At 59.0% G+C, this 26,167-nt stretch carries 14 protein-coding genes; 1 reads left to right on the forward strand and 13 read right to left on the reverse strand.

Going from position 1 to position 26,167, the window contains the following annotated elements:
* Positions 1 to 5: 5 nt before the first annotated feature.
* Positions 6 to 3,080, reverse strand: coding sequence for a SusC/RagA family TonB-linked outer membrane protein (locus J0X19_RS11485; RefSeq protein ID WP_206984501.1), 3,075 nt, complete (start codon positions 3,078 to 3,080; stop codon positions 6 to 8).
* 931 nt (positions 3,081 to 4,011) lie between these two features.
* On the opposite strand from J0X19_RS11485, the gene J0X19_RS11490 reads away from it, so the two are divergent.
* Positions 4,012 to 5,097, forward strand: coding sequence for a LacI family DNA-binding transcriptional regulator (locus J0X19_RS11490; RefSeq protein WP_206984502.1), 1,086 nt, complete (start codon positions 4,012 to 4,014; stop codon positions 5,095 to 5,097).
* A 33-nt stretch (positions 5,098 to 5,130) separates the two neighbouring features.
* On the opposite strand, the gene J0X19_RS11495 is transcribed toward J0X19_RS11490, so the two are convergent.
* The 12 genes from J0X19_RS11495 to J0X19_RS11550 form a co-directional block, all read right to left on the reverse strand.
* The gene (locus tag J0X19_RS11495; RefSeq protein ID WP_206984503.1) at positions 5,131 to 7,428 is read right to left on the reverse strand and encodes a GH92 family glycosyl hydrolase; all 2,298 of its coding nucleotides are present in this window, start codon (positions 7,426 to 7,428) and stop codon (positions 5,131 to 5,133) included.
* A gap of 158 nt (positions 7,429 to 7,586) precedes the next feature.
* Positions 7,587 to 10,235: a glycoside hydrolase family 2 protein gene (locus tag J0X19_RS11500; protein WP_206984504.1), complete on the reverse strand. Its 2,649-nt coding sequence runs from the start codon at positions 10,233 to 10,235 to the stop codon at positions 7,587 to 7,589.
* Between the two features lie 131 nt (positions 10,236 to 10,366).
* A complete protein-coding gene (locus J0X19_RS11505) occupies positions 10,367 to 11,674 on the reverse strand; it encodes a sugar MFS transporter (protein ID WP_206984505.1) in 1,308 nt (435 codons plus the stop codon).
* A 145-nt stretch (positions 11,675 to 11,819) separates the two neighbouring features.
* Complete coding sequence (locus tag J0X19_RS11510) at positions 11,820 to 14,168, reverse strand: glycoside hydrolase family 20 protein (protein WP_317194769.1); 2,349 nt, start codon at positions 14,166 to 14,168, stop codon at positions 11,820 to 11,822.
* Positions 14,165 to 15,049: an ROK family protein gene (locus J0X19_RS11515; protein WP_206984506.1), complete on the reverse strand. Its 885-nt coding sequence runs from the start codon at positions 15,047 to 15,049 to the stop codon at positions 14,165 to 14,167. Before J0X19_RS11515 ends, J0X19_RS11510 begins: the two co-directional genes overlap by 4 nt.
* Before the next feature lie 182 nt (positions 15,050 to 15,231).
* Positions 15,232 to 17,175 (reverse strand): glucosamine-6-phosphate deaminase, encoded by a 1,944-nt coding sequence (nagB, locus tag J0X19_RS11520; protein ID WP_206984507.1) that lies wholly within the window; start codon positions 17,173 to 17,175, stop codon positions 15,232 to 15,234.
* Positions 17,176 to 17,280: 105 nt separating this feature from the next.
* Positions 17,281 to 18,531 carry an ROK family transcriptional regulator gene (locus J0X19_RS11525; RefSeq protein WP_206984508.1) on the reverse strand — a complete coding sequence of 417 codons (1,251 nt, stop codon included), beginning with the start codon at positions 18,529 to 18,531 and terminating at the stop codon, positions 17,281 to 17,283.
* A 129-nt stretch (positions 18,532 to 18,660) separates the two neighbouring features.
* On the reverse strand, positions 18,661 to 19,737 hold the full coding sequence (locus J0X19_RS11530; protein ID WP_206984509.1) for a sialidase family protein: 1,077 nt from the start codon (positions 19,735 to 19,737) through the stop codon (positions 18,661 to 18,663).
* Between the two features lie 41 nt (positions 19,738 to 19,778).
* A complete protein-coding gene (locus tag J0X19_RS11535; protein WP_206984510.1) occupies positions 19,779 to 22,172 on the reverse strand; it encodes a glycoside hydrolase family 3 N-terminal domain-containing protein in 2,394 nt (797 codons plus the stop codon).
* 232 nt (positions 22,173 to 22,404) lie between these two features.
* The gene (locus J0X19_RS11540) at positions 22,405 to 23,850 is read right to left on the reverse strand and encodes an alpha-L-fucosidase (RefSeq protein ID WP_206984511.1); all 1,446 of its coding nucleotides are present in this window, start codon (positions 23,848 to 23,850) and stop codon (positions 22,405 to 22,407) included.
* A gap of 26 nt (positions 23,851 to 23,876) precedes the next feature.
* On the reverse strand, positions 23,877 to 25,451 hold the full coding sequence (locus tag J0X19_RS11545) for an alpha-L-fucosidase (protein ID WP_206984512.1): 1,575 nt from the start codon (positions 25,449 to 25,451) through the stop codon (positions 23,877 to 23,879).
* Positions 25,452 to 25,744: 293 nt separating this feature from the next.
* Positions 25,745 to 26,116 (reverse strand): L-rhamnose mutarotase, encoded by a 372-nt coding sequence (locus J0X19_RS11550; protein ID WP_206984513.1) that lies wholly within the window; start codon positions 26,114 to 26,116, stop codon positions 25,745 to 25,747.
* Between the last annotated feature and the right edge of the window lie 51 nt (positions 26,117 to 26,167).

A 26,167-nucleotide genomic window follows, 5' to 3' on the forward strand; every position in this document is an offset into this window, starting at 1 on the left:
TCCGATTACTTGAATTTAACGTTGAGAGTCACGCCGTACGTTCTGGCGAAGGGCAACGACCCGCCTTCCACGCCGGCATAGGTAACCAGCGGCGAAATTGTATTCTCGGGGTCGATGTTGTCGGTATGCTTCATGATGGTGAACAGGTTGCGGCCCACCAACGACAAAGTAACGGCCTGGAACGGCGTGTTAGCCAGGATAGCCTGGTTGAGCGTGTACCCGAAGGTGAGCTGCCGGAACTTGATGAAGCTGCCATCCAGCACCGCCACCGACGACACGTTGGTGGCCAGCTGCGGGTAGTAGGTGTAAGCCGGCACCGAAATGTTGTTCACCTCGCCGTTTTCCTTCACTCCGGGCACCACAATGCCGGTTTCGCGCCCTTCCAGGGTGGCTTTGTTCAAGCCGCGGGTATAGGAGTAGTACTCGGTGGCCGACAGAATCTTGTTGTTGAACTTGTAGTCAATCAGGAACGACAGGTTGAAATCCTTGAACGTGAAGTCGTTGTTCCAGCCCCCGAACAGGTTGGCAATGCCCGAGCCCATGGGCTTCAGGTCGCCGCGCAACGGCACCCCGTTGGCCCCTACGATGATGTTGCCGCTGGCGTCGCGCCTGTAGTCGTAGGCCATCACCTGCGCAATCGGCAAGCCCTTCACGATGGAGATGTTGCCGTTCATGGGGCGGTACGTGCCGGTTTGCAGCGCCGGTGGGTTCTCCGACTGGTCGATTTCCAGTACTTCGTTTTTCAGCTTGGTGATGTTGAACGACGACGTCCAGTTGAAGCTGCCCGTTTTGGCTGGTACCACCGTCAGCATGGCTTCCACGCCCCGGTTCAGGGTCGAGCCCAGGTTCACCGAACGACTCTCGAAGCCGGTGGAGGAAGAGAGGCTGGCGGCTACAATCTCGCCGTTGGTTTTGCGGCGGAAGTAGGCTGCATCCAGCATAATGCGGTTCTGGAAGAAGCGCAACTCCGTACCCACCTCGTACTCGTTGAGGCTGTAGGGCTTGAGGTTGGCGTTGGGCAAGCGGCTATCAAACGACGCCCGTGGAACACCGTTGATGGGGTTGCCGATGTTGTAGTAGAACGACGTCTGGTAGGGCTGGGCCGGCTCGCCGCTGGTTTCGGCGTACGAGGCCCGCAGCTTGCCGTAGCTCAGCACCGACGACTCCAGCAAATCGGAGAAGATGAAGCTGCCCGAAACCGACGGCGTGAAGATGCTGCGGTTGTTGCGCGGCAAGGTCGAGAACTGGTCGTAGCGGCCCGTCGTGCTCAGGGTCAGGAACTTGTAAGAGAAGTCGGCGGTGTAGTAAGCCGACGGCGTTTCCAGCAGCGTGTACTGATACTCCGAGTTGCGGCTGCGCAAGTTGGACGGCGCGTACAGGTACGGCACGATGAACTGCCCGCCGTACAAGCGGCTGCTCTCAAAGTTGTTGCGGCGGTAGTTGGCGCCCAGGCTGGCATCCACCGAGAAGTCTTCGGTGAACTGCTTGCTGAACGACAGCAAGGCGTCGGTGTTCAGCTCCAGGCGCGAGCCCAGGGTCAGGTTTTCCAGGCCGCCTTCGCCGCTGGCCGAGTAGAGCGTGCCGTAAGGCGTCACGTTGAAGCGCCGGTCGCTGGAGTAGTCGTAGCCCACGCGGCCCATCAACGACAAGAAATCGGTGAGGGCGTACTTGGCCGACAGCGCGCTGATGATGCGCTTGCGCGAAATATCATTCTTGAACTGATTCACCACAAACCAGGGGTTGGTGGCGTAGCTGTCGGGGTTCCAAGCGGTTTCCAGGCCGTTGTTATCGGGGTTGAAACCCGGCTTCAGAATGGCCTGGTCCACGTTGGGCGCCAGGAAGATGATGTTGTTGGCATTCAGCGGCGAGTCGCTCAGATACGGGCGGTTCTGATCTTTCTGGTCGATGTAGTTGGCGGTCAGGTTGAAGCTCAGCCGCTTGGTCAGGTCGTAGCCCGTGGTCAGGTTGACGGTGCGGCGGTCCAGGCCGCTGTTGCGCAGAATCGACTTGCCATCCAGGTTCGACACCGACAGGCGGTAGGTGCCTTTGTCGCCGCCGCCGGAAATAGCCAGGGTGTTGGTCCAGGAAGGCGCCGTTCGGTAGAAGTTTTCGATGTTGTCGCGGGCAGGCGAGTACGCATGAGGCTGGCCATCAATGCCAATTACCTGCGCGCCGTCCATCCGTTCGCCCCAGGCCGTATTGCCCGAGCTGATGGCCGAAGCGGCGTCAACTGGCCGGACGCCCTGGCTGCCCTGCCCGTACACGTACTGAAAGTCGGTGTTGTCAACGGCCCGGTCGAATTGCAGGTTGGTGTTGTATTCGATGGTGGTTTTGCCGCGGTTGCCGCTCTTGGTCGTGATTTGAATCACGCCGTTGGCCGCCCGGGCTCCGTACAGCGCCGAGGCCGTGGAGCCTTTCAGCACGGTCATCGTCTCGATGTCGTCGGGGTTGATGTTGCCGAGGCCGTCGCCGAGGTCGGCCCCGCCCCATTCGCCGGCACTGCCGCGCACCGTGTTGTCCATGGGCACCCCGTTGATAACAATCAGCGGCTGCGAAGTACCCGAAAACGACGTAACTCCCCGGATATTGAGGCGGGCCGAAGCGCCCGGTCCGCCGCTGGTGCCCTGCACGTTCAGGCCGGCCACCCGCCCCGACAAGGAGTTGGCGACGTTGCTTTCCCGCGCTACGTTCAGCACGTTGCCATCCACTTTCGTGACGGCATACCCCAGTTTCCGCTCGTCTTTCTTGATACCCAGCGCGGTTACTACCACTTCGCCAAGCTCTTTGGTGTCCGTGGCCATTACCACGTTGATGGAGGAGCGCCCGTTCACAGCCACCGTCTGGCTTACGAAGCCGATGTAGGAAAACACCAGCGAGGCGTTATCGGGGGCGCTGAGGGCGTAGTTTCCTTCCACATCCGAGACAGTGCCCTGCGTGGTGCCGCTCACCTGCACGCTCACTCCAATGAGTGGCGCGTTGTCGGAGCCGGTTATCTTACCGGATACCTTGTTTGTTTGTGCATAGCCGTAGCTCTGACAAAGCAGCAAGAGTAAAACAATCAACTGTACTGTTCTTCTCATGGCAAATTAAGTAAGTGATGGTGAGCTGATTGCATTAATAAACTCCCTGAGTTAAAAAAAGGAAGATGCTGATTGATTCGCCTTGTTCGGGCAGCAGAAAACGAGCTATTGCCCTGGCGGCAAAGCCAAGAACCCCAACGGGTACGTGAGTATATGAAAACCCCGAATCGAGTCTATGAAGCGGTTACTACGCATGTGCAAAAACGTTTAACCAAACTTATAAAGCAGTTTTACGCGAAGGGTATTCCCGTTGTGGGCAACTTAGCTTTATTGAATATTGTGAGTTCTTCGCACCCTGACTGCCTGAAAAATGTAATTTTCCAGGCAAGAACATACCAACTGCACTCTGGTAGAGCATCCCCTTTGGCAGTGCTTGGGATACTTTGCAAATGCAGACTTACTCTACATCATCTGACGCCTCATGCTTTATGCAGCATGAATCATCAGTCCGGCATTGAACTGCATTTTAGAAAGCAGGTACCAATGACTTAATCCAAACGTAATCACCTGTTTATTATAAACCAAATAAATAAAGTAAAAATATACGCGCACGAATGAACCTGAATATAGCCGGAGTGTGCGCACACGCGCCCCTATTACGCTGAAAACACCTAATTTTATATAGCGCCAAGCTTTTTATAACTAAAAATAGTTGAGATAAGACATAAGCCAGACCATAAGTAGCTATACAACGCTGCCTGCTACTTAAACAGCCAGCACGCACCAGTTAGCGGGGGCGTACTGCCCATACCGCCACGGGAAGTAGTGCCGGAATTAGAAAAAAGTAGTAATCTTTAGCAGATTGGCGGCAGCGGCGTTGCTGGGCTGGGCTCATTTGATTGGCCCCTGGCGAATAAGTTAAGAAATACTCCGACGGACACGGGGACATATTTCCTTCCAGCCTGATTTTCAGGGTAAGCTTGATACCGTTATGGCAAAGAAAGCGGTGCGTATTAAGGATATAGCGGCTAAAGCCAACGTATCGGTGGGGACGGTGGACCGGGTGCTGCACAACCGCGGCCGGGTGGCCGAGGATGTGCGCCAGAAGGTGCTGCGCATGATGAAGGAGCTGGAATATGAGCCCAACATGATTGCGCGCACGCTGGGTGCCAACCGCACCTACCGGCTGGCGGCCATCCAGCCCAACCACACCCTCGACCCGTACTGGCAAGCGCCCTGGGACGGCATCCATAAAGCGGCCCGGGAGCTACAGCAGTACGGCATCTCCCTGACGGTGTACTCCTACGACATGACTCGGGTGGAGTCTTTTCTGGAGCAAGCCGAGCTGGCTACTCAGTCGCGGCCAAACGGGATACTGATTGCGCCGCTGTTCTACCGCGAGTCGTTGCCGTTTTTCGAGCGGTGGCAGCAGCAGCAGATTCCGTACGTGCTGTTTAACAGCTACATCACTGACATTGAGGCCGTAAGCTACGTCGGGCAGGATTCGTACCAGAGTGGTTTTCTGGCCGGCAAGCTGTTGCAGTTCGGGCAGGCGTCGGCCGGTACCTTCGCCATTGCGCACATTGCCGAAGACATTGCCAACTCGGTGCACATCACCCAAAAGGAGCGCGGCTTCCGCGACTATTTCGCGCAGCTGGCCGCCCAACGCAGCCCCAGCCAGCCGGCAGAATCATCTCCGTACACCATTCTCAGCATCGACCTGCCTCCTGCGCGGGAGCCGTCGTTTGCGCAGAAGCTCACCCAGCTGCTTGCGCAGGAAAGGCAGCTGCTGGGGATTTTCGTCAGTACGTCCAAGGCCTACGAAATTGCCCCCTACCTCCCACTCCACCCCCGCAGTATTCGGCTGGTGGGCTACGATTTGCTGGCAGAGAACATCCATTTTCTCAACGAGGGCACCATTGATTTTTTAATCAACCAGAACCCGAAGGAACAGGGCTACCACGGGCTGTATGCGCTGGCCGACCAGCTGGTTTTCAAGAAGGACGTGGCTGCTTTAAAGTACTTGCCACTCGATATTATTGCCAAGGAAAACCTCCACTACTACGTGGAAAAGTAGGGTCCGCCGCGCCGCTAGCGGCAGCAAACTGGCTTACTGCATCACCGATTTCGGCCGGTCGGCGGGTGCGGTGCCCCAGGTGGCGCTGGGCTTGGCGCCCATCTCAAATACCAGCGTACCGCCTTGCAGCAAGGTTTGGTGCGTGATGTAGGACTTGGGGTACGGCTTGCCGTTGAGCGTAACCCGCTGGATGTATTTGTTGGCCGCGCTGTTGTTCTTGGCGGTGATGGATAGCGTTTTGCCGCCAGCCAGCGCCACATTTGCCTCATTCACTGCCGGGCTGCCGAACACGTAGGCGCCGTTGGCGGGGTTGAGCGGGTAGAAACCCAGCGCCGAGAAAACGTGCCACGCCGACATCTGCCCTACGTCTTCGTTGCCGATGATGCCGTCGAACTTGGTGGTGTAGAAGTTCTCGTTGATGAAGCGGACCTTTTCAGCCGTTTTCCAGGGCTGCCCCACGTAGTTGTAGAGGTAGGTGATGTGGTGGCCCGGCTCGTTGCCGTGGGCGTACATGCCAATCAACCCCGAAATGTCGGGCGAGGCTTCGGAACCCATGTTGCCCTTCACTACGAACAGCGAATCGAGCTTCTCACTGAAGCGTTTGTCGCCTCCCAGCAGCCCAATAAGGCCTTCCACGTCCTGCGGGACCAGCCAGGTGTACTGCCAGGCGTTGCCCTCGGTGAAGTCGCTTTTCATGTGCACCGACGAGAATGGGTTGAACGGCGTGCGCCACTCGGTTGGTGATACCCGGCCGCGCATGAAACCCACTTGTTTGTCGAAGTAGTTCTGGTAGTTTTTGGCGCGCTTGCTGAAATACGCGTAGTCGTCGGCTTTGCCCATCTTCTTGGCCATCTGCGCAATGCACCAGTCGTCAATGGCGTATTCCATGCCTTTTGATACGCTTTCCACTTCGTTGTTGGCCGGAATAAAGCCCAGCGCCTTCACGTCTTTCAGGCCCCAATCGTCGCGCATGGCGGTGGCCTTCACGGCCTCGTAGGCCAGGTTGGCGTCGAAGCCCTTGAAGCCCTTCAGGTAGGCATCGGCCACTACCGGCACGGCGCTGTAGCCCACCATAGTATTGGTTTCGTTGGCCATGAGGTGCCACACGGGCAGCTTGCCCTGCTGCTGGTAAATAGCCAGCATCGAGCTAATCATGTCGTTGACGCGGTTGGGCTGGAGCAGCGTGAACAGCGGGTGCGCGGCCCGGTACGTGTCCCAGAGCGAAAACGTGGTCAGGTTGGTGAACGTCGCGCCCTTGTGCACCTTTTCGTCGGTGCCCCAGTAGTCGCCGTTGTGGTCGTTGAAGACGGACGGGGCCACTATGGTGTGGTAGAGCGCCGTGTAGAAGGTTTTCATACGCGCCGGCTCGGCCTGGATGCGCACTTTTTGCAGCTCCCGGTTCCAGCTGGCATCAGCGGCGGCTACCACTTTGGCAAAGTTCCAGTGCGGCACTTCCGCCCGGATATTGGCCAGCGCATTGGCGGTGCTAACGGGCGAAATGCCCACCTTCAGCTTGACAATTTCGCCGGCTTTGGTGGTGAACGTGACGACGCCCTTGATGCGGGTACCGGTGGCCGCGGGCGTGGTATTCCCCAACGTGTCCGTCACCTGCAAGCTGGTAAACTGCTTGATAGGCTTCGACAACACCGCCGCGAAATACAGACGTTGCTTCACGGCCCAACCTTTGGAAAACCGGTAGCCGACCAGCGTGCTGTCGTTGAGCTGCTCGATGTGGGTATCGGTAGCCAAATCCCAGCCGATGCCTTGCTGCAAATCAATAACCAGGTGCGCCGCGTCGGACTTGGGGAAGGTGTACTGATGAAAGCCGACCCGCTCAGTGGTGGTTAGCTCGGCCCTGATGTTGTAGCGCTTCAAACGCACCGCGTAGTAGCCGGGCCGGGCCGTTTCCTCTTGGTGCGAAAACAAGGATACGAAGCCTTTCTCCGGGTTTTTGAGGGTGCCTTTCGTTACGCGCACGGCGCCGGTAGTGGGCATTACAGCCACGTCGCCCAGGTCGCCGATGCCGGTGCCGCTGAGGTGGGTGTGCGAGAAACCAACGATGGTGGAATCGGAATAGTGGTAGCCCGAGCACCAGTCCCAACCCTCGGAAAGGTTCACCGGCCCAAGCTGCACTGCCCCAAACGGCACGTTGGCCCCCAGAAAAACGTGCCCGTGAAACCCGGTGCCAATGTAGGGGTCGACGTACTGCGTGAGGCCAGCCGCCGGCCGGGGCGCCTTACCCGGCGGGGTGCCGGCGGAAGCTACTAACGTGGCAAGGCCGCAAGCCACGGCAGTTATTAAAACACTGAATCGACGGGTTATGCGCTTCATGAAGTTACTTTCTTGAACCAGTGGAGGGCGAGGTTATCGGTCGGTTGTAGAGACGCGACACTTCGCGTCTCGGCGTTGCTGAGGTTGTTTACAAAGGTGCGGTTCCGGTCGTTCAACGCTGAGACGCGAAGTGTCGCGTCTCTACATCAGCCGGCAACTCAATTAACCGCCACGGGCACCAGCTGCTTGGCCACGTTCCAGCCTTCCACCGAAACGACGGGCGCCGGTACGTCAGTCGAGGGGGTGTAGTCGAGCAGCACGGTTTTGCTCTCGCCGGGCAACACCGACACGTAGTTGTCGGTGTAGAACACGGGCAGAATGCGCTTTTGGGTTTGCGGATTCACCAGCGCCAGGCGGTTGAAAAAAGCAACGGGTGCGGTGGCCGGGTTGGTAAGCGTCACCGATACCTGGCTGGCCGCAGTTTGCCGGGCAGTGAGCGTCAGGGGGGCTTTGGCCATGGTTTTCAGCCCCGAATATTCCCCCTTCGCATCGGGCAGCCAGTAGAAGTTGCTGCTGACTGCTTTCTTGGTCAGGTCCAGCAGCTGCACCGACAGGAACATGCCTTTCTGCTGGCCCAGCTGCTTGACAATGGCATTTATGGGCAGGTATTTCTTGGACATCGAGGGGTTGATTTCCACGATTACCTGCGTGACGGGGGTTTTCTTGCCGGCCATGTCATAGGCGTCGACCACCAGCATCAGGTCGCGCTTCACCTCGAAGCTGTTGTTGGTAATCATCACCACGCTGTCCACGGGGTTGTACATCACGTGCAGCGGCTCGCTCCCGTTGCGCAGGCCGTAGAGGCAGGCGTTGGGGTCGAGGTAGTAGTCGTACATCTGGCCGCGCAGGGAAGTCCAGGGGTTCTGGGTTTTCCAGATGATGCTGCCCGTGTACCACTCCCACATGTGCGAGCTGAAGCCTTCCATGAGGGCGCGGTACTGGTCGTAGTTGACCAGTTGCGCCTTCAGGCCGAAGTCGCGGGCGTCTTTGGGGGCACCGTAGGGCAGCAGGTACTGCTCGTAGCCGATGTAGGTGTGGTAGTCCCACATGGAATCCACTTTCTCGGTGGGCTTGCTTTTGGGCCCCAGGTACTGCGGCGGCACCAGGTTGGCCACCGGCAGAAACCGCTCCAACGACTCGTAGTCTCCCACTCCCACCGAGCCCACTTCCGAGTTGAAAGGATACGTGCGGTGCGCCCAGAAGCGGCTAATCGGCTGAATACCGTAGGGTCCGTCGCCGTTGCCGCCTTGGGTGTTGTACGACATGCTGTCGGAGTTGGAATACGTGATAAACCAGCGCGTGCCGTCCAGCTTCGGCAGAATCGAATCTTGCAGCGCCGTGAGGATGTCCTTGGGCGGGGTGATTTCGTTGCCGCCGCACCACATGCCCAGCGAGGCATAGTTGCGCACCATTTTCACTTGGTCGGCGGCCGAGTTGATGAATAGGCGGTGGTCGTTGGGGTACTGGCGGCGGGTCCACTGGTCTTCCAGCTTCATGGGGTCCACCCAGCGGCCGTTGCAGTCCCCCGACATCCAGAAGTCCTGCATCACCAGCATACCGTACTTGTCGCAGGCCTGGTAGAACTCGGGCCGCTCAATCAGGGCGCCGCCCCACACCCGAATCAGGTTCAGGTTCATGTCGCGGTGGAAGCGGATTTCGGCGTCGTAGCGGGCATCGGTGAAGCGCAGCATGGCGTCGGAAATAATCCAGTTGCCCCCCTTGATGAAGATTTTCTGCCCGTTGAGCAGCACCTGCATGCTCTGGGTTTTGGCGTTCCACTCGGTCTGGATTTCGCGCACGCCAATCTGCACGTCTTCCTCGTCCGACACGGTTTTGCCCACCAGAAACTGCACCTTCGAGGGGTATAGGTTCTGCGGGCCGTAGCCGTTGGGCCACCACAGCTTGGGGTTGGGCAGCGTCAGTTGGGGCAAACTCACCACCTGCATTGAGCGGGCCGGCAAGCTCACTTTCTGGGTCACGGTTTGCCCCCCGATGCTGTATTGCAGCACGCCCGACACCTTTTTGTTGGTGGGGTTTTCCAGCTCGGCGGTTACGTCGAGCAGCGCCGGCTGCTGCGGGCCGTTGGGTTGGCGCATGCCCGGCACGCGGGTTACCACGTGCGGGTTTTTGAGGTTGATTTGCTTGGTTTTTTCAATCGTCACCTTGTCCCAAATGCCGGTGTTCCGGTCCCGGATGGGCCGAATCCAGTCCCAGCCGGCCACGTATTGGTGCGACACGCCCCGGGCAATGGTGCCGTCGCCGCCCTGGCCGCCGTTGGGGTTGCCCACCGGGTCGGGCGGGTACACCACCACGGCCAGGCGGTTGTTGCCATCCTGGGCCAAGTGGGGGGTGATGTTGTAGGCCTGGCGCAAAAACATGCCGTGGTGGGTTTGCTGGTTGAGCTTCTGCCCGTTCAGGTACACCTCACAGCTGTAGTTGACGCCCCGCAGGTGCAGCCACACCTGGTCGTCGTCGGTGGCCGGCGCTTCCTTGAAATCCTTGACAAACCAGTAGGTGTAGTAGTCGCGCCCCGTGCGGTAGATGTCGGGGATGCGGTTGTTATTCATCCCAAAGAAGGGGTCGGGCACCAGCTTGTTGGCTAGCTGCGTGGTGAGCACCGTGCCCGGCACTACGGCCGGCAGCCAGCCCGCCAGCGCGTAAGTCGGCTGGGAGAGACGCGCGCCGTCGGCCTGCACTTTGGCAATGGATTGGGCTTGCCAGCCCGAATTCAACTCGTAGCGTTGCTGCGCCGCCAGCGGGTACGCCGCCAGCCACGCCAACAACAAAGTGAGTAGATGCTTCTTCATTCGAAAGAACTCAGGGTGAATTTATAGTTGTCAGTTGTCAGTTGCGAGTTACCAGTTGTCCGTATCTCAGCAAATTCTTGGCTGGCAACTCGCAACTGGCAACTGACAACTCGCAACTGACAATTGGTAACTCAGCGAGGCTGGGCAGCGGGTGTCCCCTGCCGGGCTTTGTGGCCGTACAGCCCGTAGTAGAGAATGAACAGGTAGCACGGAATTACCAGCCAGTAAGCTTGTTGCGGGCTGAAGTGGTCGGCCAGCCAGCCGTAGAGCGGCGGTAGCACCGCGCCCCCGGCAATGGCCATAATCAGCAAGGAAGAGCCAATCTTGGTGAACCGGCCGAGCCCTTCAATAGCCAGCGGCCAGATAGCCGGGAAAATCAGCGAGTTGGCCAGCCCCAGCAGCGAAATAAACAGCACCGAGGTGTAGCCGCTGGTGAACAGCGCCCCCAGCGCAAACACCACGCCCGCCACGGCAAACAGCTGCAAGGCTTTTTCCTGCGAGAGGTACTTCGGAATGGCCACCACGCCCACCAGGTAGCCTAGCGTCATAGCGCCCATGGTGCAGGCCGTGAAGAACTTAGCGGTGGTGAGGGCAATACCCTGCGAGGCCCCGTAGCTGATGATGGTGTCGCCGGCAATGACCTCCACGCCCACGTAGAAAAACATGGCCAGTGCCCCCAGCAGCAGGTGCGGAAACTGGAAGATGCTGGTTTTGTTGGTGTTGGCGGCGGCCACGGTTTCGTCTTCGTGGTCGGTATCAATTTCGGGCAGCGAGGAAAAGTAAATTAGCACGGCCAGCAGCACAAGCACGGCCAGCATAATCAGGTACGGCGTTACCACGCGCGCTGCCAGGGCATTTAGCTCCGCGGCTTTCGAGGCTGCATCCAGGCTGCTTAATCGTTTTACTAATGCGTCAGCATCTTTCAGCGCCACTGCTCCTAGAGCAATGGGGGCCAGGGCGCCGGCCACTTTGTTGCAAATGCCCATCACGCTGATGCGCTTGGCGGCGCTGGCCCGCGGCCCCAGGATGGTGATGTAGGGGTTGGCCGCTGTTTGCAGCACCGCCAGCCCCGTACCCTGCACGAACAGCCCCAGCAGAAACAGCCCATACGTGCGCGTGAGGGCAGCCGGCACGAATATGAGCGCGCCCACCGCCATCACCAGCAGCCCCGCCGACATGCCGTTTTTGAAGCCGGTCTTTTTCAGCACCCACGCCGACGGAATGGCCATTACCAGGTAGCTGATGTAGAAGGCAAACGCCACCAGGTACGACTCGAAGTTGTTGAGCTCACACGCAATGCGCAGGTACGGAATCAGCACCGAGTTCAACCAAGTGACAAACCCGAAGATGAAAAACAGCGCCCCGATAATAACAATCGACCGGGTTTGTTGCGTAGTGGCGGGCGCCGCAACGCTGGCCGTGGTAGCTGCTTTGGTCATTGATGTGAGGTGAAAAGGTACAGGTGGGGGACGCTGTGCGAGGTGTGTAGAGACGCGACACTTCGCGTCTCCTCGTTGCTGATGTTGTTTACCCTGTGTTGTTCGGATGGCGCGGATGATGAGACGCAAGTATGCGTCTCTACACCTATTCCACTACAATTTCATCGGCAAACAGCCAGGTTTCGGGTGTTTTGGCACCGGCTACCTGGGCGTTCTTGGCCGTGATTCTGACGAAGCGGGCGGTGGTTTTCTTCAGGTCGGCCTGCACGGTGCTGAGCGTTGGCTTGGCCTGGGCAGCCTGGGCCGCTACCGGCGCCGAGTACACGGTTTTATACTTCTTGCCGTCATTCGACACCGCAATTTCCACGTTGGTCGGCAGCAGGATTTTAGAGCCGGTTTCCTGCAAAAACTTGCTTTTGACGGTGTTGATTTCGGTGGCTTGTTTCAGGTCCAGCGTAGCTACCAGGTCGGTGCCCAGGAACCCCAGCCACTGCCCGTCGGTGTGGTTGGTGGACCCTTCCAGGCCATCGACCAGCGTTACCGTGCCGGCGCCTTTGTAGTTCTTGTTGGGCTCGTTGGCCAGCACCACGGGCACGGCAAAGGCCTTGTGCGTGGTGAGCTGCCTGGTCGTGACCTTGCCCATCATCTTGCCATTCTCGAAGGAAGCAGCTTTGATAACGGCCGACTTGGGCACGCTGAACGGTTTGGTGTACACCTGCGCTGCGGCCGTTGGCGCGGAGCCATCGAGGGTATACACGATTTGTGGTCCGGCGGCATCCATCTGCAACGCAACCAGGGCGGCACGCTGCGCCGGGTCGATGGTGATTTGCTGGCGCACGTTGAAGGCACTGCGGGCGTAGTTGACTCCCAGGGCGTCGTAGCGCTGGTATTGCTTCTGCATGCGCTCCTTGAAACTGGGCCAGTTCTTCTGTTTGGCGGGCGTCCAGAGCACCTCGGCCAGCGCCGCCATGCGCGGCATCACCATGTACTCCACTTGCTTCTCGTTGGGAATGTACTCGGTCCAGAGGTTGGCCTGCGCCCCCAGAATGTACTTCCGTTCGGCAGCAGTCAGGGCCGGCGGCGTGGGCTCCAGCTCATATACCTTGCCCAGCGGCACGTAGCCCCCGATGCTCAGCGGCTCCAGGCTGGCCTCGCCCTGCAAATAGTCGAAGTAGACGTACGAGCCGGGGGTCATCACCACGTTGTGCTTTTGCTGGGCCGCGGTGGTGCCGCCTTCCATACCGCGCCACGACATAACGGCTGCATTCGGTGCCAGGCCGCCTTCCAGGATTTCGTCCCAGCCGATGATGGTTTTGCCCTTGGAGTTCACAAACTTCTCCATGCGCTGCACAAAGTAGCTTTGCAATTCGTGCTCGTCCTTGAGGTTTTCGGCCTTCATGCGGGCCTGGCACTTGGGGCATTCGTGCCACCGGGTTTTGGGCGCTTCGTCGCCGCCAATGTGCACGATCTTGCTTGGGAACAGGGGCATTACCTCCGTCAGCACGTCTTGCAAGAAGGTGAAGGTCTGCTCGTTGCCGGCGCAGAAAATATCGTCGAACACGCCCCACAGCCGCTCCACCTTGAACGGGCCACCCGTGCACGACAGCTCCGGGTACGCCGTGAGGGCGGCTACGGCGTGGCCGGGCATCTCAATTTCCGGCACCACCGTGATGTAGCGCTCCTGGGCATACTTCACCACCTCCTTGATCTGCTCCTGGGTGTAGAAACCGCCGTAGCGGATGTTGTCGAACTGGTGGGGCTGGTCGGTGTAGTGGCCGATGAGTGTGCCGTCGCGCCAGCCGCCCACCGAGGTCAGCTTGGGGTACTTCTTGATTTCGATGCGCCAGCCCTGGTCGTCGGTGAGATGCCAGTGGAAGGTGTTCATCTTGTGCAGCGCGAGGTAGTCGATGTATTTCTTGACGAACTCCACCGGGAAGAAATGGCGGCACACATCCAGGTGCATGCCGCGCCATTGGTACCGGGGCTTATCCACCACCTCCACGGCCGGCAAACTCACCGTGGCGGCGGTGGTGCGCTGGGTGGGCAGCAGCTGCCGGATGGTTTGCATGCCCAGGAACAGGCCCTGCGGCTGGTTGGCGGCCAGCACCACCTGCGTGGGCTGCACACTGAGCTTGTAGCCTTCGGCCCCCAGGGTGTCCGGGAGGGGTTGCCGCAACGTGAGGTAGATGCCGCCGGCACTGGGCTTGCCCGACGGGGCGGCTACCACTTGCGGCTGCACGCCCGCGGCGCGTTGTATTTCCTGGCTTAGCGCCTGCCCGATGCTGCGTAATTCCTCGTTTTTGGGGTCGACGTAAATCTTGGTAGCGGACGTAACAGGAAAGCTTCCGTTGCCGGTTGTAAGCTGCATCGGTAGCGGAATAACGGACACGGCGCTACCACGTACAGTGGCTTGCTGGGCCGCAGCCGGCGCCCCGGCCAGCCAACCGCTCAGCCCTAACAGCACAACACTCGATACCCAAGTAATTTTTCTCACAGGGAAGGCATGGTTAAAGGGGTGGGAAGTAACTCCTGCTTCATTTTGCACAGGGCCGCGGCGCCCAGCACGGCGACATTTTCAATGGCGGAAGGCGCAATAACCAGCTGCTCGGTCACAATCTGGAACGGAAACTCTTGCAGGCTTTCGTATAGGCCGCCCCGGAAATAGTTGAAGCACTTGCTGACCGAGCCCCCCAGGAAAATAGCCTGCGGCGCCATTGCAAACAGAATGATTTTGATGGCGTTGCCGAGGTGCCGGCCGTACTCCGTTAGCACGTTCAGCGCTTCGGCGTTGCCTTGCGCAGCCAGCGCGTGCCACTCTGCGCCGGGGCGGCCGGTTTGCTGCGTGAAGAACTTGCCGCTGCAATAATCCTCCAGGGTTTTGTCGCGGTACGGGATGCAGCCAAACTCGCCGGCGCTGGAAAGCACCCCGGAGTATACATCGTGGTTGATGATGATGCCCGCGCCGAAGCCGGTGCCCAGCGCCAAGCCTACCAGGTTGGCAAACGGCTGGCCCTGCCCGTACATCTTCTCGCCCACGGCAAAGGCATTGGCGTCGTTGGTGAGGTACACCGGCTTATCGAAGTGGCGGGTGAGGTACTGCTTGAGGTGCACTTCCTGCCACGACGGGATATTCTGCACCTTGTACACAATGCCGTTTTCCTCGTCAACCAGCCCCGGCGCCCCAATCCCGATGCCCGCCACCTCGGCGTCCACTACGGTTTCGAGGTGGCTGGCCAGCTCCGCCAGAATCTGCTCTTTCGAGGCGGTGGTAGACGTTTCAAAGCGCAGTTCCTGCACAATCACCCCGTCCTGCACCACCCCAACCTGGATTTTCGTGCCGCCAATATCAATTCCGATGTACTTGGTTGTATGCATGTACTTTCAACACGTGTGCTTTCTTTTCTCTGATTCTGCTCCGTTACTTGTGCCGATGCCTAACCTCACCCCCGGCCCCTCTCCTTGGGGAGAGGGGTGCCAGACGACGTAGCTTCTTCACTGGCTTCATTGAACGCACTCCTCTCCCCGAGGAGAGAGGGGCCGGGGGTGAGGTCGCGCCTTTAAAACCGCCACCGCACGAAGGCCTCCATGGCTTCGTAGTTGGCCAGCCCGAGCTTGTCGTACTGCTGCGCCGTTTCGCGGTTGCGGTGCTCGGCGCGCACCCAGAACTCGCGCAAATCGTCGCCGGGAAACACCGGACTATCCTTCTGCGACTGGTGCTTGAAGATGGCGTTGCGCTTGCGAATCACTTCCTGCGGCGACAACGGCACGGCCATTTCGATTTCGTAGGGCTTAAACTCGTGCCAGGCCCCGCGGTACATCCACACCCAGCAATCCTGCACCCAGGCCTCGGTTTGTTGCAGGCGGCGCAACGCCTCCGTCACGATGTTGAAGCACACAATGTGCGTGCCGTTCGGGTCGGCAAAGTCGCCGGCCACAAACACTTGGTGCGGTTTCACCTGTTGCAGCAGCTCGATAGTCAGCTCAATGTCCCGGTCGGTGACGGGGTACTTCGAGGTCTTGCCCGACTCGTAGAAGGGCAGCGCCTGGAAGTGAATGTGGCTGTCGGGCAGACCGGCGTAGCGCGCCCCCGCAATGGCCTCGCTCTTCCGAATGAAGCTTTTCACGTTCCGGATTTCCTGGGTATCGGTCTGGTTGGGCTGCTTCTGCTGAATAAAGCCGCGCATGTCCTCGTAAATCGACTGGAGCTGGCGGGTGTCTTTGCCCAGGCTGCCTTCAAAGTCGATGGCAAACTCCATGTAGCGCAGCACGTCGTCGTCCCACACGGCCGTGTTGCCCGAGGTTTGGTAGGCCACGTGCACGTCGTGGCCCTGGTCGATGAGGCGAATAAAGGTGCCGCCCATGGAAATAACGTCGTCGTCGGGGTGGGGCGAGAAGATGAGGGTGCGCTTTTTCTCGGGCAACGCCCGCTCCGGCCGCTGCGAGTCGTCGGCGCCGGGCTTGCCGCCCGGCCAGCCCGTAATGGTGTGCTGGATCTTGTTGAAGATGTGAATGTTGATGTTGTAGGCCGGGCCCCGCTCGGTGGCCAGCTGGGCCATGCCGTTGTTGTTGTAGTCCTCTTCGGTGAGCTTGAGGATGGGCTTGCCCAACTCGTTGGACAGCCAGATGACGGCCTTCTTGATCAGCAGCTCGTCCCACACGCAGTCCTTCACCAGCCACGGCGTATCGAAGCGCGTGAGTTCGGCGGCGGCATCTTCGTCCAGCACAAACTCCACGTTATCGGCCAGCTGCAAGTACGTAGCCGGCACCTCGCCCGACACGTCGCCTTCCACCGCCTTCTTGATGATGGAGGCCTTCTTGCCGCTCCAGGCCATGAGAATAATCTCGCGGGCCTTGAAAATGGTGCCGATGCCCATGGTAATGGCTTTGGTGGGCACGTTCTCTTTGCCGCCAAAGTCGCGGGAGGCGTCGCGGCGGGTGAGGTCGTCGAGCGTGACCAGGCGGGTGCCGGAGTTGGGCGCCGAGCCCGGTTCGTTGAAGCCCACGTGGCCCGTGCGCCCGATGCCCAGCACTTGCAGATCCAGCCCGCCGTATTCTTCAATCTGCTGCTCGTAGTTAAGGCAGAACGCGGCCACGTCTTCCACCGCCAGCGTGCCATCCGGAATGTGGATGTTCTCCCGCTGGATGTCGATGTGGTCGAACAGGTTTTCGTTCATGAACGTCACGTAGCTCTGCGGCGCGGTGGGCGGCATCGGGAAGTACTCGTCCAGGTTGAATGTCACCACGTTGCGGAAGCTCAGCCCTTCTTCGCGGTGCAGCCGCACCAGTTCCTCGTACACGCCCACCGGCGTGGCGCCGGTAGCCAAACCCAGCACGGCGGGTTCCCCGGTTTCCTGCTTGCTTCTGATCAGGGCAGCAATGCGTTTGGCCACTTGCACGGAGGCCACGTCCTTGTTGGGGTAAACGCTCACGGGAAGCTTCTCGAAGCGGGTTTCTTCCAGGAGATTCAAGCGGGTCTTGATCGGTAGCGCGACGTTTTGCATTGGGTGAAAGCTTGGAAGTTTGCGAAAAGGCTAGTGCATGTAAGGTGAGGCGCAGGAAAATTTCAACTGAACAAGACCCGCCAGCGGCACGCTGGGTTAGTGGGCTCAGGCCAGCTCCAAATAGCTTTCAAAAATGTTTTCCATCACCGTGGCTACCGAGCCCAGAATCACGGCGTCGTTGCCGAGCTCCGATACCACAATGCTGGTTTTCTCCCGCAGCTGGGTCATGCAGTACGTATTGATAGACAACTGAATAGAGGGCACCAAAAACGGCTTGGCCTGCGCAATTTCACCGCCCAGGATAATCAGCTCGGGGTTGAAAAGCTGGATGAGAATGGCAATGCCTTTGCCCAGGTTGGTGCCCACATCGGCCAGCAGGTTGATGGCAAACTGGTCGCCGTCGTGAGCTGCGCTAATCACCTGCTCGGGCTCCAGCTGCTCTAGTTCCTGGGCTGAGAGCTGCGCGAGCAAGGTGTTTTGCCCGGCCCTGATGCCTTCCTTGGCGGTCCGCACAATGGCACTGCCCGACGCCACCGTTTCCAGGCAGCCGCGCTTGCCGCAGGTGCATAGCACGCCGCCTTCCACCAGCGGAATGTGCCCAAACTCGCCGGCAAAGCCCGAAACGCCGCTCCGCAGCTTGCCGTCCAGCAGCATACCCATCCCGATGCCCCAGTCCATGGATAGCACCAGCACGTCGCGCCGGCCGTGCGCCAGCCCAAACCGGTACTCGGCCAGGGTGGCGCTTTTGGCGTCGTTCTGAATGAAGACCGGCTTGCCAAACCGCTGCTCCAGTAGCTGCTGCAACGATTCCGACTCGGTTGCGGCACGCAGGTATGTGTGGTTGTTGCCTTCTTTGGATGAGATGAGCCCCGGCATGCTGATGCCCACGCCAATAAGCTTTTTCAAGTCAATGCCGGAGCTTGCAATCAGCTGGTCGGCGTGTTCGTACACTTGCTTTAGCGCGCTCAGGTCTTTGGTGAGCTCAATGGCAAACGTCTGTATCCCCGTGACACTGTGGTTGTTGTTGTCGAAGATGGCCATGCGCGTCTTGAACTTCTCGATTTGGATGCTCAAAACGAACAATGACCGGCCACACAGCCCGTACAGCTCCGGCTTGCGCCCTCCTATCGACTTGCCCCGCCCCTGCTTTTCCACCAGCCCTTCGGCAATCAGCTCGTTGAGGATGGCAATGGAAGTGGGCGAGCTGATATTAAACCGCGTGCAGATGTCGGCATTGGTTTTCGCGCCTTTCACATACAAGTGCTTAATAATCTTAAGCTTATACGTGTATTTCCGGCGCTCAATGTTATTGAGCCGCGCTAAGTAAGTTCCTTCCAATGCCAGTAAAGAACTCATTGCAGGCCAACTTTTTATTTTGTTAAATCAAGTTAAAATTTTCAACAAGGGCAAACACTTCTATTAATTTATTGCAAAAGTCATAAACGAATCATGAAAGAATATCGAAACGGGCGGTAACAACGAGGGCTATTTCTTCTTCATATTCCGGCCGCTTTTCTCGCTTTTTTGGGCTGTAAGCACCACGTGCTTGACGTTCTTCCGGTCGTAGGTGTAGGTGATGTGCACGCGGCCGTCCCGGGCCTGAATAATGGCTGGGTAGCTGTACTCTTCTTTGCTTCCGTCTTCCAGCACCACTATATCATGCCACTGCTGGCCATCGGTTGATTGGGCCACTCGCAACTTGCTGCGGCCGTTGAACCATTCTTTGCCGGGCACATCCGGATTATAGACCAGCAGCTGCGAGCCATCTTTCAACGTGAGGGCATCGGTGCCGGAGTTGGGGTTGAGCAAGGTGGTTTTCGAGAGTTTTCCCCACGTATTCCCCCCATCCATCGACCACGCTTGCACCACACTGCCCTGCTTGCTTCGGCACAAGAGCTGGAGCCGGTTGCCCGGATAGGTAAGGATGCTGGGCTGAATGACATCAAACGAGGAGGCGGGGTCCACTGGCAGCACCTGCCAGGTTTGCCCCAAATCAGTGGATTTCTCCAGGTGCACCTGCCATCGGCCGGTGGCTTCCTCGGTGCTGGACGGCGCCAGAATGGTGCCATTGGCTAGCTGCACCGGTTTGTTTTTGATAGGCCCCAAAATGCCATCCGGCAAACGGCGGGCACCCGACCACGTTTTGCCTTCGTCAGCGGAGGTTTTCACCATGCCCCACCACTCCCGCGGGTTCGGCCCTACTTTGTAGAACAAGAACAGCGTACCCTCGCGCGCCTTGAACAGCACGGGGTTCCATGTCGGATAGCGCAGCGTGTCGTTCATCATCCCGTCGGCCACCGACTTAGGCGGCGCAACCTGCCCCGCGTTGGTAATGGTGGTTAGCCATATAGCTACGTTCTTAGCGCCTTCCCCCGAGCCCCCGAAACACGCTACCAGCAAGCTTCCATCCGACACTTCCACCAACGTAGACGCGTGACACTGCTGAAAGGGAGGCGCCGTAAACAGCAGCTCTTCTTTGGCTTTCACCCAGGTAGTCTGGGCGGTTACGCTCGCCTGAAAGGCCAAAAGCACCACTATGGAGGATAGAAGGCGTTTTCTCATAAACAAACCACTTGTACTGTTCCTGTTAGGCAGGTAGCACCCTATTTCTCAACGCTTGCCAGCTTGAGGGCCTTCGCCACCTGGAATGTTTGTTTCAGGCGCACGTCGTCTGATGAGGCACCCACTTGCGCCGTAAATGTGCCGGGCTCCACCACCCACTCCATCTTCTGGTTGAGCAACATAAGGTCTTCCGCCGTGAGCTCGAAGGCCACCTCCTGCTGTGCACCGGCTTTTATCCTGAGCCGTTGAAACTTCTTGAGCTGCTGCACGGGGGTCACCACGGAGCTTACTTCGTCGGTGAGGTAGAGTTGGGCTACTTCGTCGCCGTCGCGGGTACTGGTGTTCTTCACTTTAAACCGCACCACTACTTTCACGGCGTCCTTGCTTTCGGTGGGGTTCACCTGCAAGTCGGAGTACTCGAACTTGCTGTAGCTCAAGCCATAGCCGAAGCTGTAGAGCGGCTTGGCGTCCATTTCCACGTAGTCGCGGCGGGCGGGGCGGGCGGCGTTGTAGTACACCGGCAGTTGGCCTACGTGCTTGGGCACCGAGATGGGCAAGCGGCCGGCGGGGTTGTAGTCGCCGAACAGCACGTCGGCAATGGCGTTGCCGCCTTCTTGGCCGGGGTACCAGGCATCAAGCAGAGCTGGTACGTGGGCGGCCATCCAGTTCAGGTTCAGTGGCCGGCCTTTGATGAGCACCACCACTACCGGCTTGCCGGTTTGCACTACGGCCTGCAAGAGTTCCTGCTGTTTACCGAGCAAGTCGAGGGTGGCACGGTCGTAGCCTTCGCCGCTTTCCATGTCGCTGAGGGCTTGGGTCCCCGTGGCGGTTACATTGGCGGCGCCGGTGCTCTGGTAATCGGTTTTGAAGTCGCGGGCGCTGGAGCCCCCGAGCACCACCACGGCCACATCGGCGTTGCGGGCAGCTGATACAGCCGCGGCAATATCCACCTGCGTGGTGTCCCGAATGGCGCAGCCCTTCACGTAGGTCACCTTCGTGCCCGCTGCTACTTTGCTTTTAATACCTTCCAGCACCGTCACGATGTTGCTTTCGGGCTGGGGCGCGGTGTAGTCGCCGAGCTGGTTGTAGATGTTGTCGGCATTCGGGCCGATGACGGCAATGCGTTGAATGGACTTAGACAGCGGCAGCAGGTCTTTCTCGTTCTTGAGCAGCACCACCGATTCGCGGGCTACTTGCCGGGCCAGCTCCACGTTGGCCGCGCTGTTCACTTGCCTGGCGGCCTTCCTAGCGTCCACGTACGGATTCTCAAACAAACCCATTTCAAACTTCAGGCGCAGCACCCGGCCCACGGCCCGGTCGAGCGTTTCCATCGACACCAGCTTTTGATTGTAGGCCGCCAGCAGTTCCTTATCGAAGCCGTAGCCGCTCAAATCGTCGTCGAGGCCGGCGTTGATGGCCAGGGCCGCCGCCTCGGGCGCAGTGCCCGCCACGTGGTGGCTGGTCAGGATGCCGCTAATGCTGCCCAGGTCGGACACGGTGAAGCCCTGGAAACCCCATTGCCGGCGCAGCAAGTCGGTGAGCAGAAACTCGTTGGAGGAGCACGGCACCCCGTCAATGGAGTTGTACGACGTCATAATGGACAGCACGCCCGCCTTCACGGCCGCGTGCACGGGCGGCAGAAAGCTCTGGTACAGCTCCCGGTACCCGGTGCTGATGCTGCCGCCGTTGTGGCCGCCCTCGGGCACCCCGTAGGCGGCGAAGTGCTTGAGCGTGGAAATAACGTTGACGCCGCTTTTCAGGCTGGCCCCCTGCAAGCCCCTCACCATGGCCACGCCCATCTGGCTGGTCAGCACGGGGTCTTCGCCGTAGGTTTCCTCCACCCTGGACCAGCGTGGTTCGCGGGCCAAATCCAGCACCGGGCCGTAGCCGATGTGGCCGCCCTGCACGCGCACCTCGGTAGCAATGGCCGCGGCCATGCGCTGCACCAGCGCCGGGTCCCAGGTGCTACCCTGCCCGATGGACGTGGGGAACACCGTGGCGCCAATGGCCATGTGGCCGTGCGGGCACTCCTCGGCCAGAAACAGCGGAATTCCGAGCCGGGTGCTTTCCGTAGCATACTTCTGCAAGGCATTGGAAGCCTCGGCCGCCTGCGTGGGGTTCAGGCCGTTGGCCAGGGTTTTCTGCGTCCAGGGGTCGGCGCGCAGGGTGGCCCACAGCCCGCCGATGTGGCGCTCATCCACGGCTTTTTTGTAGGCGGCGCTGATACCGACTTTCTTGCCGTCTTTCTGGTACATCTCCCACCCCAAGATGGTTGAGAGCTGGCCTACTTTTTCTTCCACCGTCATGCGCCCGAGCAGGTCCTGCACCCTCGCTTCGGTTGGGGCTTTATTGTCTTTGTAGAGCGGCTTCACTTGCTGGGCGTAGGTGGCCGTGGCGCTTACCAGACACAGGCCAAGGGTGACGGACTTTAGCATTCAGAACGAGAGTAATGGGGTAAGGCAAGCAGCAAATCCGGGGGATGTCATTTTGAAGCAGGCAAAAAACACTGCCTACAACGGACTCCTGAACGGGGTAGAGACGCGTATTCGCGTCTAATCGTTGAACAACATCGTTGCAGTCGGCGCGGCCGATCAGACGCGAATACGCGTCTCTACACCGTTTAGGAGGTTGTGGTGAATTCTTGGCTTTAGCCTAAAAGGAGGTGAGTTACTCCGCCGAGAAGGCAAACGCCAGCGCCGGATACGCGCCGGCTTGCTGGGCTAGCGCCGTGGGTAGTGTCACGCGCACTTTGTCGCCGGAGCGGGTCCATTTCACGGTTTTGCCGGTTTGCAAGAGCGTCATTTTGCTGCCTTTTTTCGGGGCGTTGCCGGTCCACTCGATGGTGGCGGGGGCGGCTTTGTCCTCGGGCAGGCAGGCAATGGCGTAGCGCGCGCCTTTTCTGCCTTGCGTGAAGTAGGTGCTGCCATCCTGGTACTTGTCCGTGGCGCGGGTGTTGTAGATAGCCGCGCCGTTCACCTCCAGCCACTTACCGATGGCCGTGAGGCGCGTTACGGCTTCGTTGTCGAGGGTGCCGTCCGGTTTAGGGCCCACCCCGAGCAGCAGGCTGCCGCCCTTGGCCACCACTTCCACCAGCGAATGAATGACTTTGGTGGGCGACTTGTAGGTATCGTTGGGTACGTAGCCCCAGTTGTTGGCCAGGGTCAGGCAGCTTTCCCAGGGGTTGTCGATTTTGTGGGCGGGCACCCGCTGCTCGGGGGTTTGGTAGTTTTCGTAGGGGCCGTGCACCGTGCGGTCGACCATGATCAGACCGGGCTGGGCCTGCCGGGCCATGGTGGCAATGCGCGGCATATCCACGTCCTGGCTGAACTCTGGAATGGGCGCGCCCCAGGAGCGCACTTCGGCATTCACGGTTTCCTTGGGCCGCACCCAGCCGCCATCGAGCCACAGAATATCCATGGAGCCGTAGTCGTGCATCAGCTCACTGATTTGGTTGTAGGTGAACTGCTTGTACTGATTCCAGCGCCACGGGTACTTCTTGATGTCGTAGTTGACGTTGCGGTTGGGCGTGGCGTATTTCGGCCACCAGAAGTTCTGGGAGTGCCAGTCGGGCTTCGAGAAGTAGGCCCCAATCATGAAGCCTTCCTTGCGAAACGCGTCGAACACGTACTTGGCCACGTTCGACCTAGGGTTGTCTTTGAACGGGCCGCTGGTGATTTTGAAATCCGACTGCTTGGTATCAAACATATTGAAGCCGTCGTGGTGCTTGGTGGTGAACACCAGGTAGCGCATGCCCGCCTTTTTGGCCACGCTGGCCCATTGCTCGGGGTTGAACTTCACGGGGTTAAAGTCCTTGCTCAGGCCCCAATACCACTTTTTGTAGTCCTCGTAGGCCACGGTGCTGTCGCGCTCAATCCAGTCCTCGGAGCAGATTTGCCACGACTCGATAATGCCTGGTACCGCGTACAACCCCCAGTGAATGATGAGGCCGAATTTTTGGTCCTGCCACTTCTCCAGCTTCTGCTTTACCAGCGGGTCGGTGGGGGCCTCATATTGGCTGGACTGCTGGTGTATGCCTTGCTCCTGGGCCAGTGCTGGCAGCGTGCCAGCCCCGGTAAGCAGTGAAAAAGCCAGGGTAAGTTTCTTGAAGCTCATAGGCTTTTGTCTTGAAATTCAGTTTGTTACTTATTGGTCGGCAGCTCAGCCTGCTTGTAAAGCCCAACGGAAGAAAGCGTGGGGTTCAGCCGCGAGGCCGTGATGCGCAGGCGCAGGTACTGCGCTTGCAGCAACTCGAACTTGAGGATGCGCTTGTAGCCCACGGTGGTACCCGCCACCACGGTTTTCCACTCTTCGCCGTGCTTGTATTCCAGCACAAACTGCTCGATGCGCTGCCCCACGCTGATATTTTCCTGCAATTGTAGCACGTCGAAAGTCTGCGGAGCTGGGAAGGTGAAATTGAGCACCGCCGTGGTGTCGCGGCCGGTGGTGGTCCAGTACGAGTTGTATTTGGCATCCAGCATGGCTTTCGCCTGGCTGGCGTTAGTACCGGTTATCTTGGCGCCTTGCAGCAGGTTCTTCGCGTACGTTTTGTCGATGGCCGCCTTCCAGGCTTTGAGGCTAGCTAAATCGTTTTGGCTGATGAGGCCGCGTTTATCGGGCGGGATATTGAGGAGGAGCACGCCGTTGCGGCCCACCGAGCTGTTGTAAATATCCAGCAGCTGCGCCGGGGTTTTCACCTTGGTATCTTCGGCCGGATGATGGAACCAGCCCGGCCGGATAGACACGTCGATTTCCGCCGGATACCACACCAGGTTTTGCGCCTGCCGGATTTTCACCCGGCTCCCCAGGTCGTCCTCCATCATATTTTTGGGCGCGAAAGCCACTTCTTGCTGCGAGTTGGCGGCCACCTGCTCCTGGCTTTGCGTTTCCAGCGGCACCACGCTCCACTCCGTCTCGCGCCCGTAGCCCGATTCGGTGCCTACCCAGCGCACATCGGGGCCCATCACGGCAATGGCGGCCGTGGGCTGCAACTTGCGAATGAGCGTGTACCAGCGGGTAAAGTCGTACACCTGCTTCTTGCCGGTCGGCCCTTCGCCGTTGGCCCCGTCAAACCACACCTCATCCACGCGGCCGTAGTTGGAGAGCAGCTCCGTGAGCTGGTTTACAAAGTAGTTGTTGTACTGCGCGGAGTCGCCGAAGTATTTAGAGTTCCGGTCCCAGGGCGAGAGGTACACGCCAAAACCCAGGCCCTGCGCGCGGCAGGCATCGGCTACTTCGCGCACTACGTCGCCTTGGCCGTTCTTCCAAGGGCTGTTTTTCACCGAGTGCTCCGTGAACTTACTGGGCCACAAACAGAAGCCGTCGTGGTGTTTGGCCGTGAGGATGACCTGCTTGATGCCGCCTTCCTTGCACGCCCGCACCCATTGCCTGGCGTCGAGCGCCGTGGGGTTAAACAGCTGCGGGCTCTCGGTACCATCCCCCCACTCTTTGTTGGTGAAGGTGTTCATGCCGAAGTGAATGAACCCCGTTATTTCCAGCTGTTGCCACCGCAGCTGCTGGGGCGAAGGAGTTACGTTGGCCGCTTGCCGAACGATGGCCGCTTCCGAGCTGCCCGCCTCGATTTTCACGTAGCTTTTCTCGGTATACAGCTGCGAGAAGCCAGGCCGGGGCGCCAATAACCCCGCACCGATGGCAAGGAGTTGCACCAGCCGCTTTGGCCCTTTGGTTCTGCCCAAACAGGTAGGATGCTTTTTCACGCCAGATCAGTAGTAGGTGAATTGGGAAGCGCATTGCCGGCTGCTACCCTCAGGAACTTCGGCCGGAACTGCATGGCCTTCAGGACTAGCAGTAACCTAGCGCCCACCTTGCCATCTGAGGGCCCGCCACATTACATTCCGGCGCCTGCAAGGAAAGGCGTAGAGCTAAACCGAAAGTACTAAACTATTCAAGGATATAATTAGAAAATTCAGAAATATGTATAAAAAATAATTTGGTGTGCGCGCCAACACACCCGCACAAATACAATTGGCGTAAAACGTGAGTAGTACGCTTACTCTAAGGTGTATATCCGTTCTAGTAGTTGCCATTTCTCGTTGGCGGTGCTCGTGGCCGTGGTTTTCTGGAACTGCGCAACGTAGGCTTCCCATTCCGCCTGCCGGGGTTTGGCGGCGAGGGTGGTCATGGCCTGCTCATGGTCGAAGTCGGCTACGGTGTCCATAATCATGAACAGTTGGCGGCCGAGCAGATAGATTTCCATCTTCAGCACGCCCACCTCGCGTAGCCCCTGATTGATTTCCGGCCACACCGCACTAGGCGCGTGGGCCTGCTTGTATTGCTCAATCAGCGTGGCATCGTCTTGCAGAGTGAGCGTTTTGCAGTAGCGCTTGAAGTGCGGGGGGTAGTTGGTTTCGTTGTATTCCATAGCTGGAAAAGGTATGATGGTGCCGATATGTAGGCGCTCTGCTTGCTTGCA

It is taken from the genome of Hymenobacter telluris, from assembly GCF_017313265.1.
Classification (GTDB): domain Bacteria; phylum Bacteroidota; class Bacteroidia; order Cytophagales; family Hymenobacteraceae; genus Hymenobacter; species Hymenobacter telluris.

Coding starts and splice junctions, on each gene's coding strand:
- J0X19_RS11485 (WP_206984501.1), bottom strand. CDS start 3,080: ATGAGAAGAACAGTACAGTTGATTGTTTTACTCTTGCTGCTTTGTCAG.
- J0X19_RS11490 (WP_206984502.1), top strand. CDS start 4,012: ATGGCAAAGAAAGCGGTGCGTATTAAGGATATAGCGGCTAAAGCCAAC.
- J0X19_RS11495 (WP_206984503.1), bottom strand. CDS start 7,428: ATGAAGCGCATAACCCGTCGATTCAGTGTTTTAATAACTGCCGTGGCT.
- J0X19_RS11500 (WP_206984504.1), bottom strand. CDS start 10,235: ATGAAGAAGCATCTACTCACTTTGTTGTTGGCGTGGCTGGCGGCGTAC.
- J0X19_RS11505 (WP_206984505.1), bottom strand. CDS start 11,674: ATGACCAAAGCAGCTACCACGGCCAGCGTTGCGGCGCCCGCCACTACG.
- J0X19_RS11515 (WP_206984506.1), bottom strand. CDS start 15,049: ATGCATACAACCAAGTACATCGGAATTGATATTGGCGGCACGAAAATC.
- nagB (WP_206984507.1), bottom strand. CDS start 17,175: ATGCAAAACGTCGCGCTACCGATCAAGACCCGCTTGAATCTCCTGGAA.
- J0X19_RS11525 (WP_206984508.1), bottom strand. CDS start 18,531: ATGAGTTCTTTACTGGCATTGGAAGGAACTTACTTAGCGCGGCTCAAT.
- J0X19_RS11530 (WP_206984509.1), bottom strand. CDS start 19,737: ATGAGAAAACGCCTTCTATCCTCCATAGTGGTGCTTTTGGCCTTTCAG.
- J0X19_RS11535 (WP_206984510.1), bottom strand. CDS start 22,172: ATGCTAAAGTCCGTCACCCTTGGCCTGTGTCTGGTAAGCGCCACGGCC.
- J0X19_RS11540 (WP_206984511.1), bottom strand. CDS start 23,850: ATGAGCTTCAAGAAACTTACCCTGGCTTTTTCACTGCTTACCGGGGCT.
- J0X19_RS11550 (WP_206984513.1), bottom strand. CDS start 26,116: ATGGAATACAACGAAACCAACTACCCCCCGCACTTCAAGCGCTACTGC.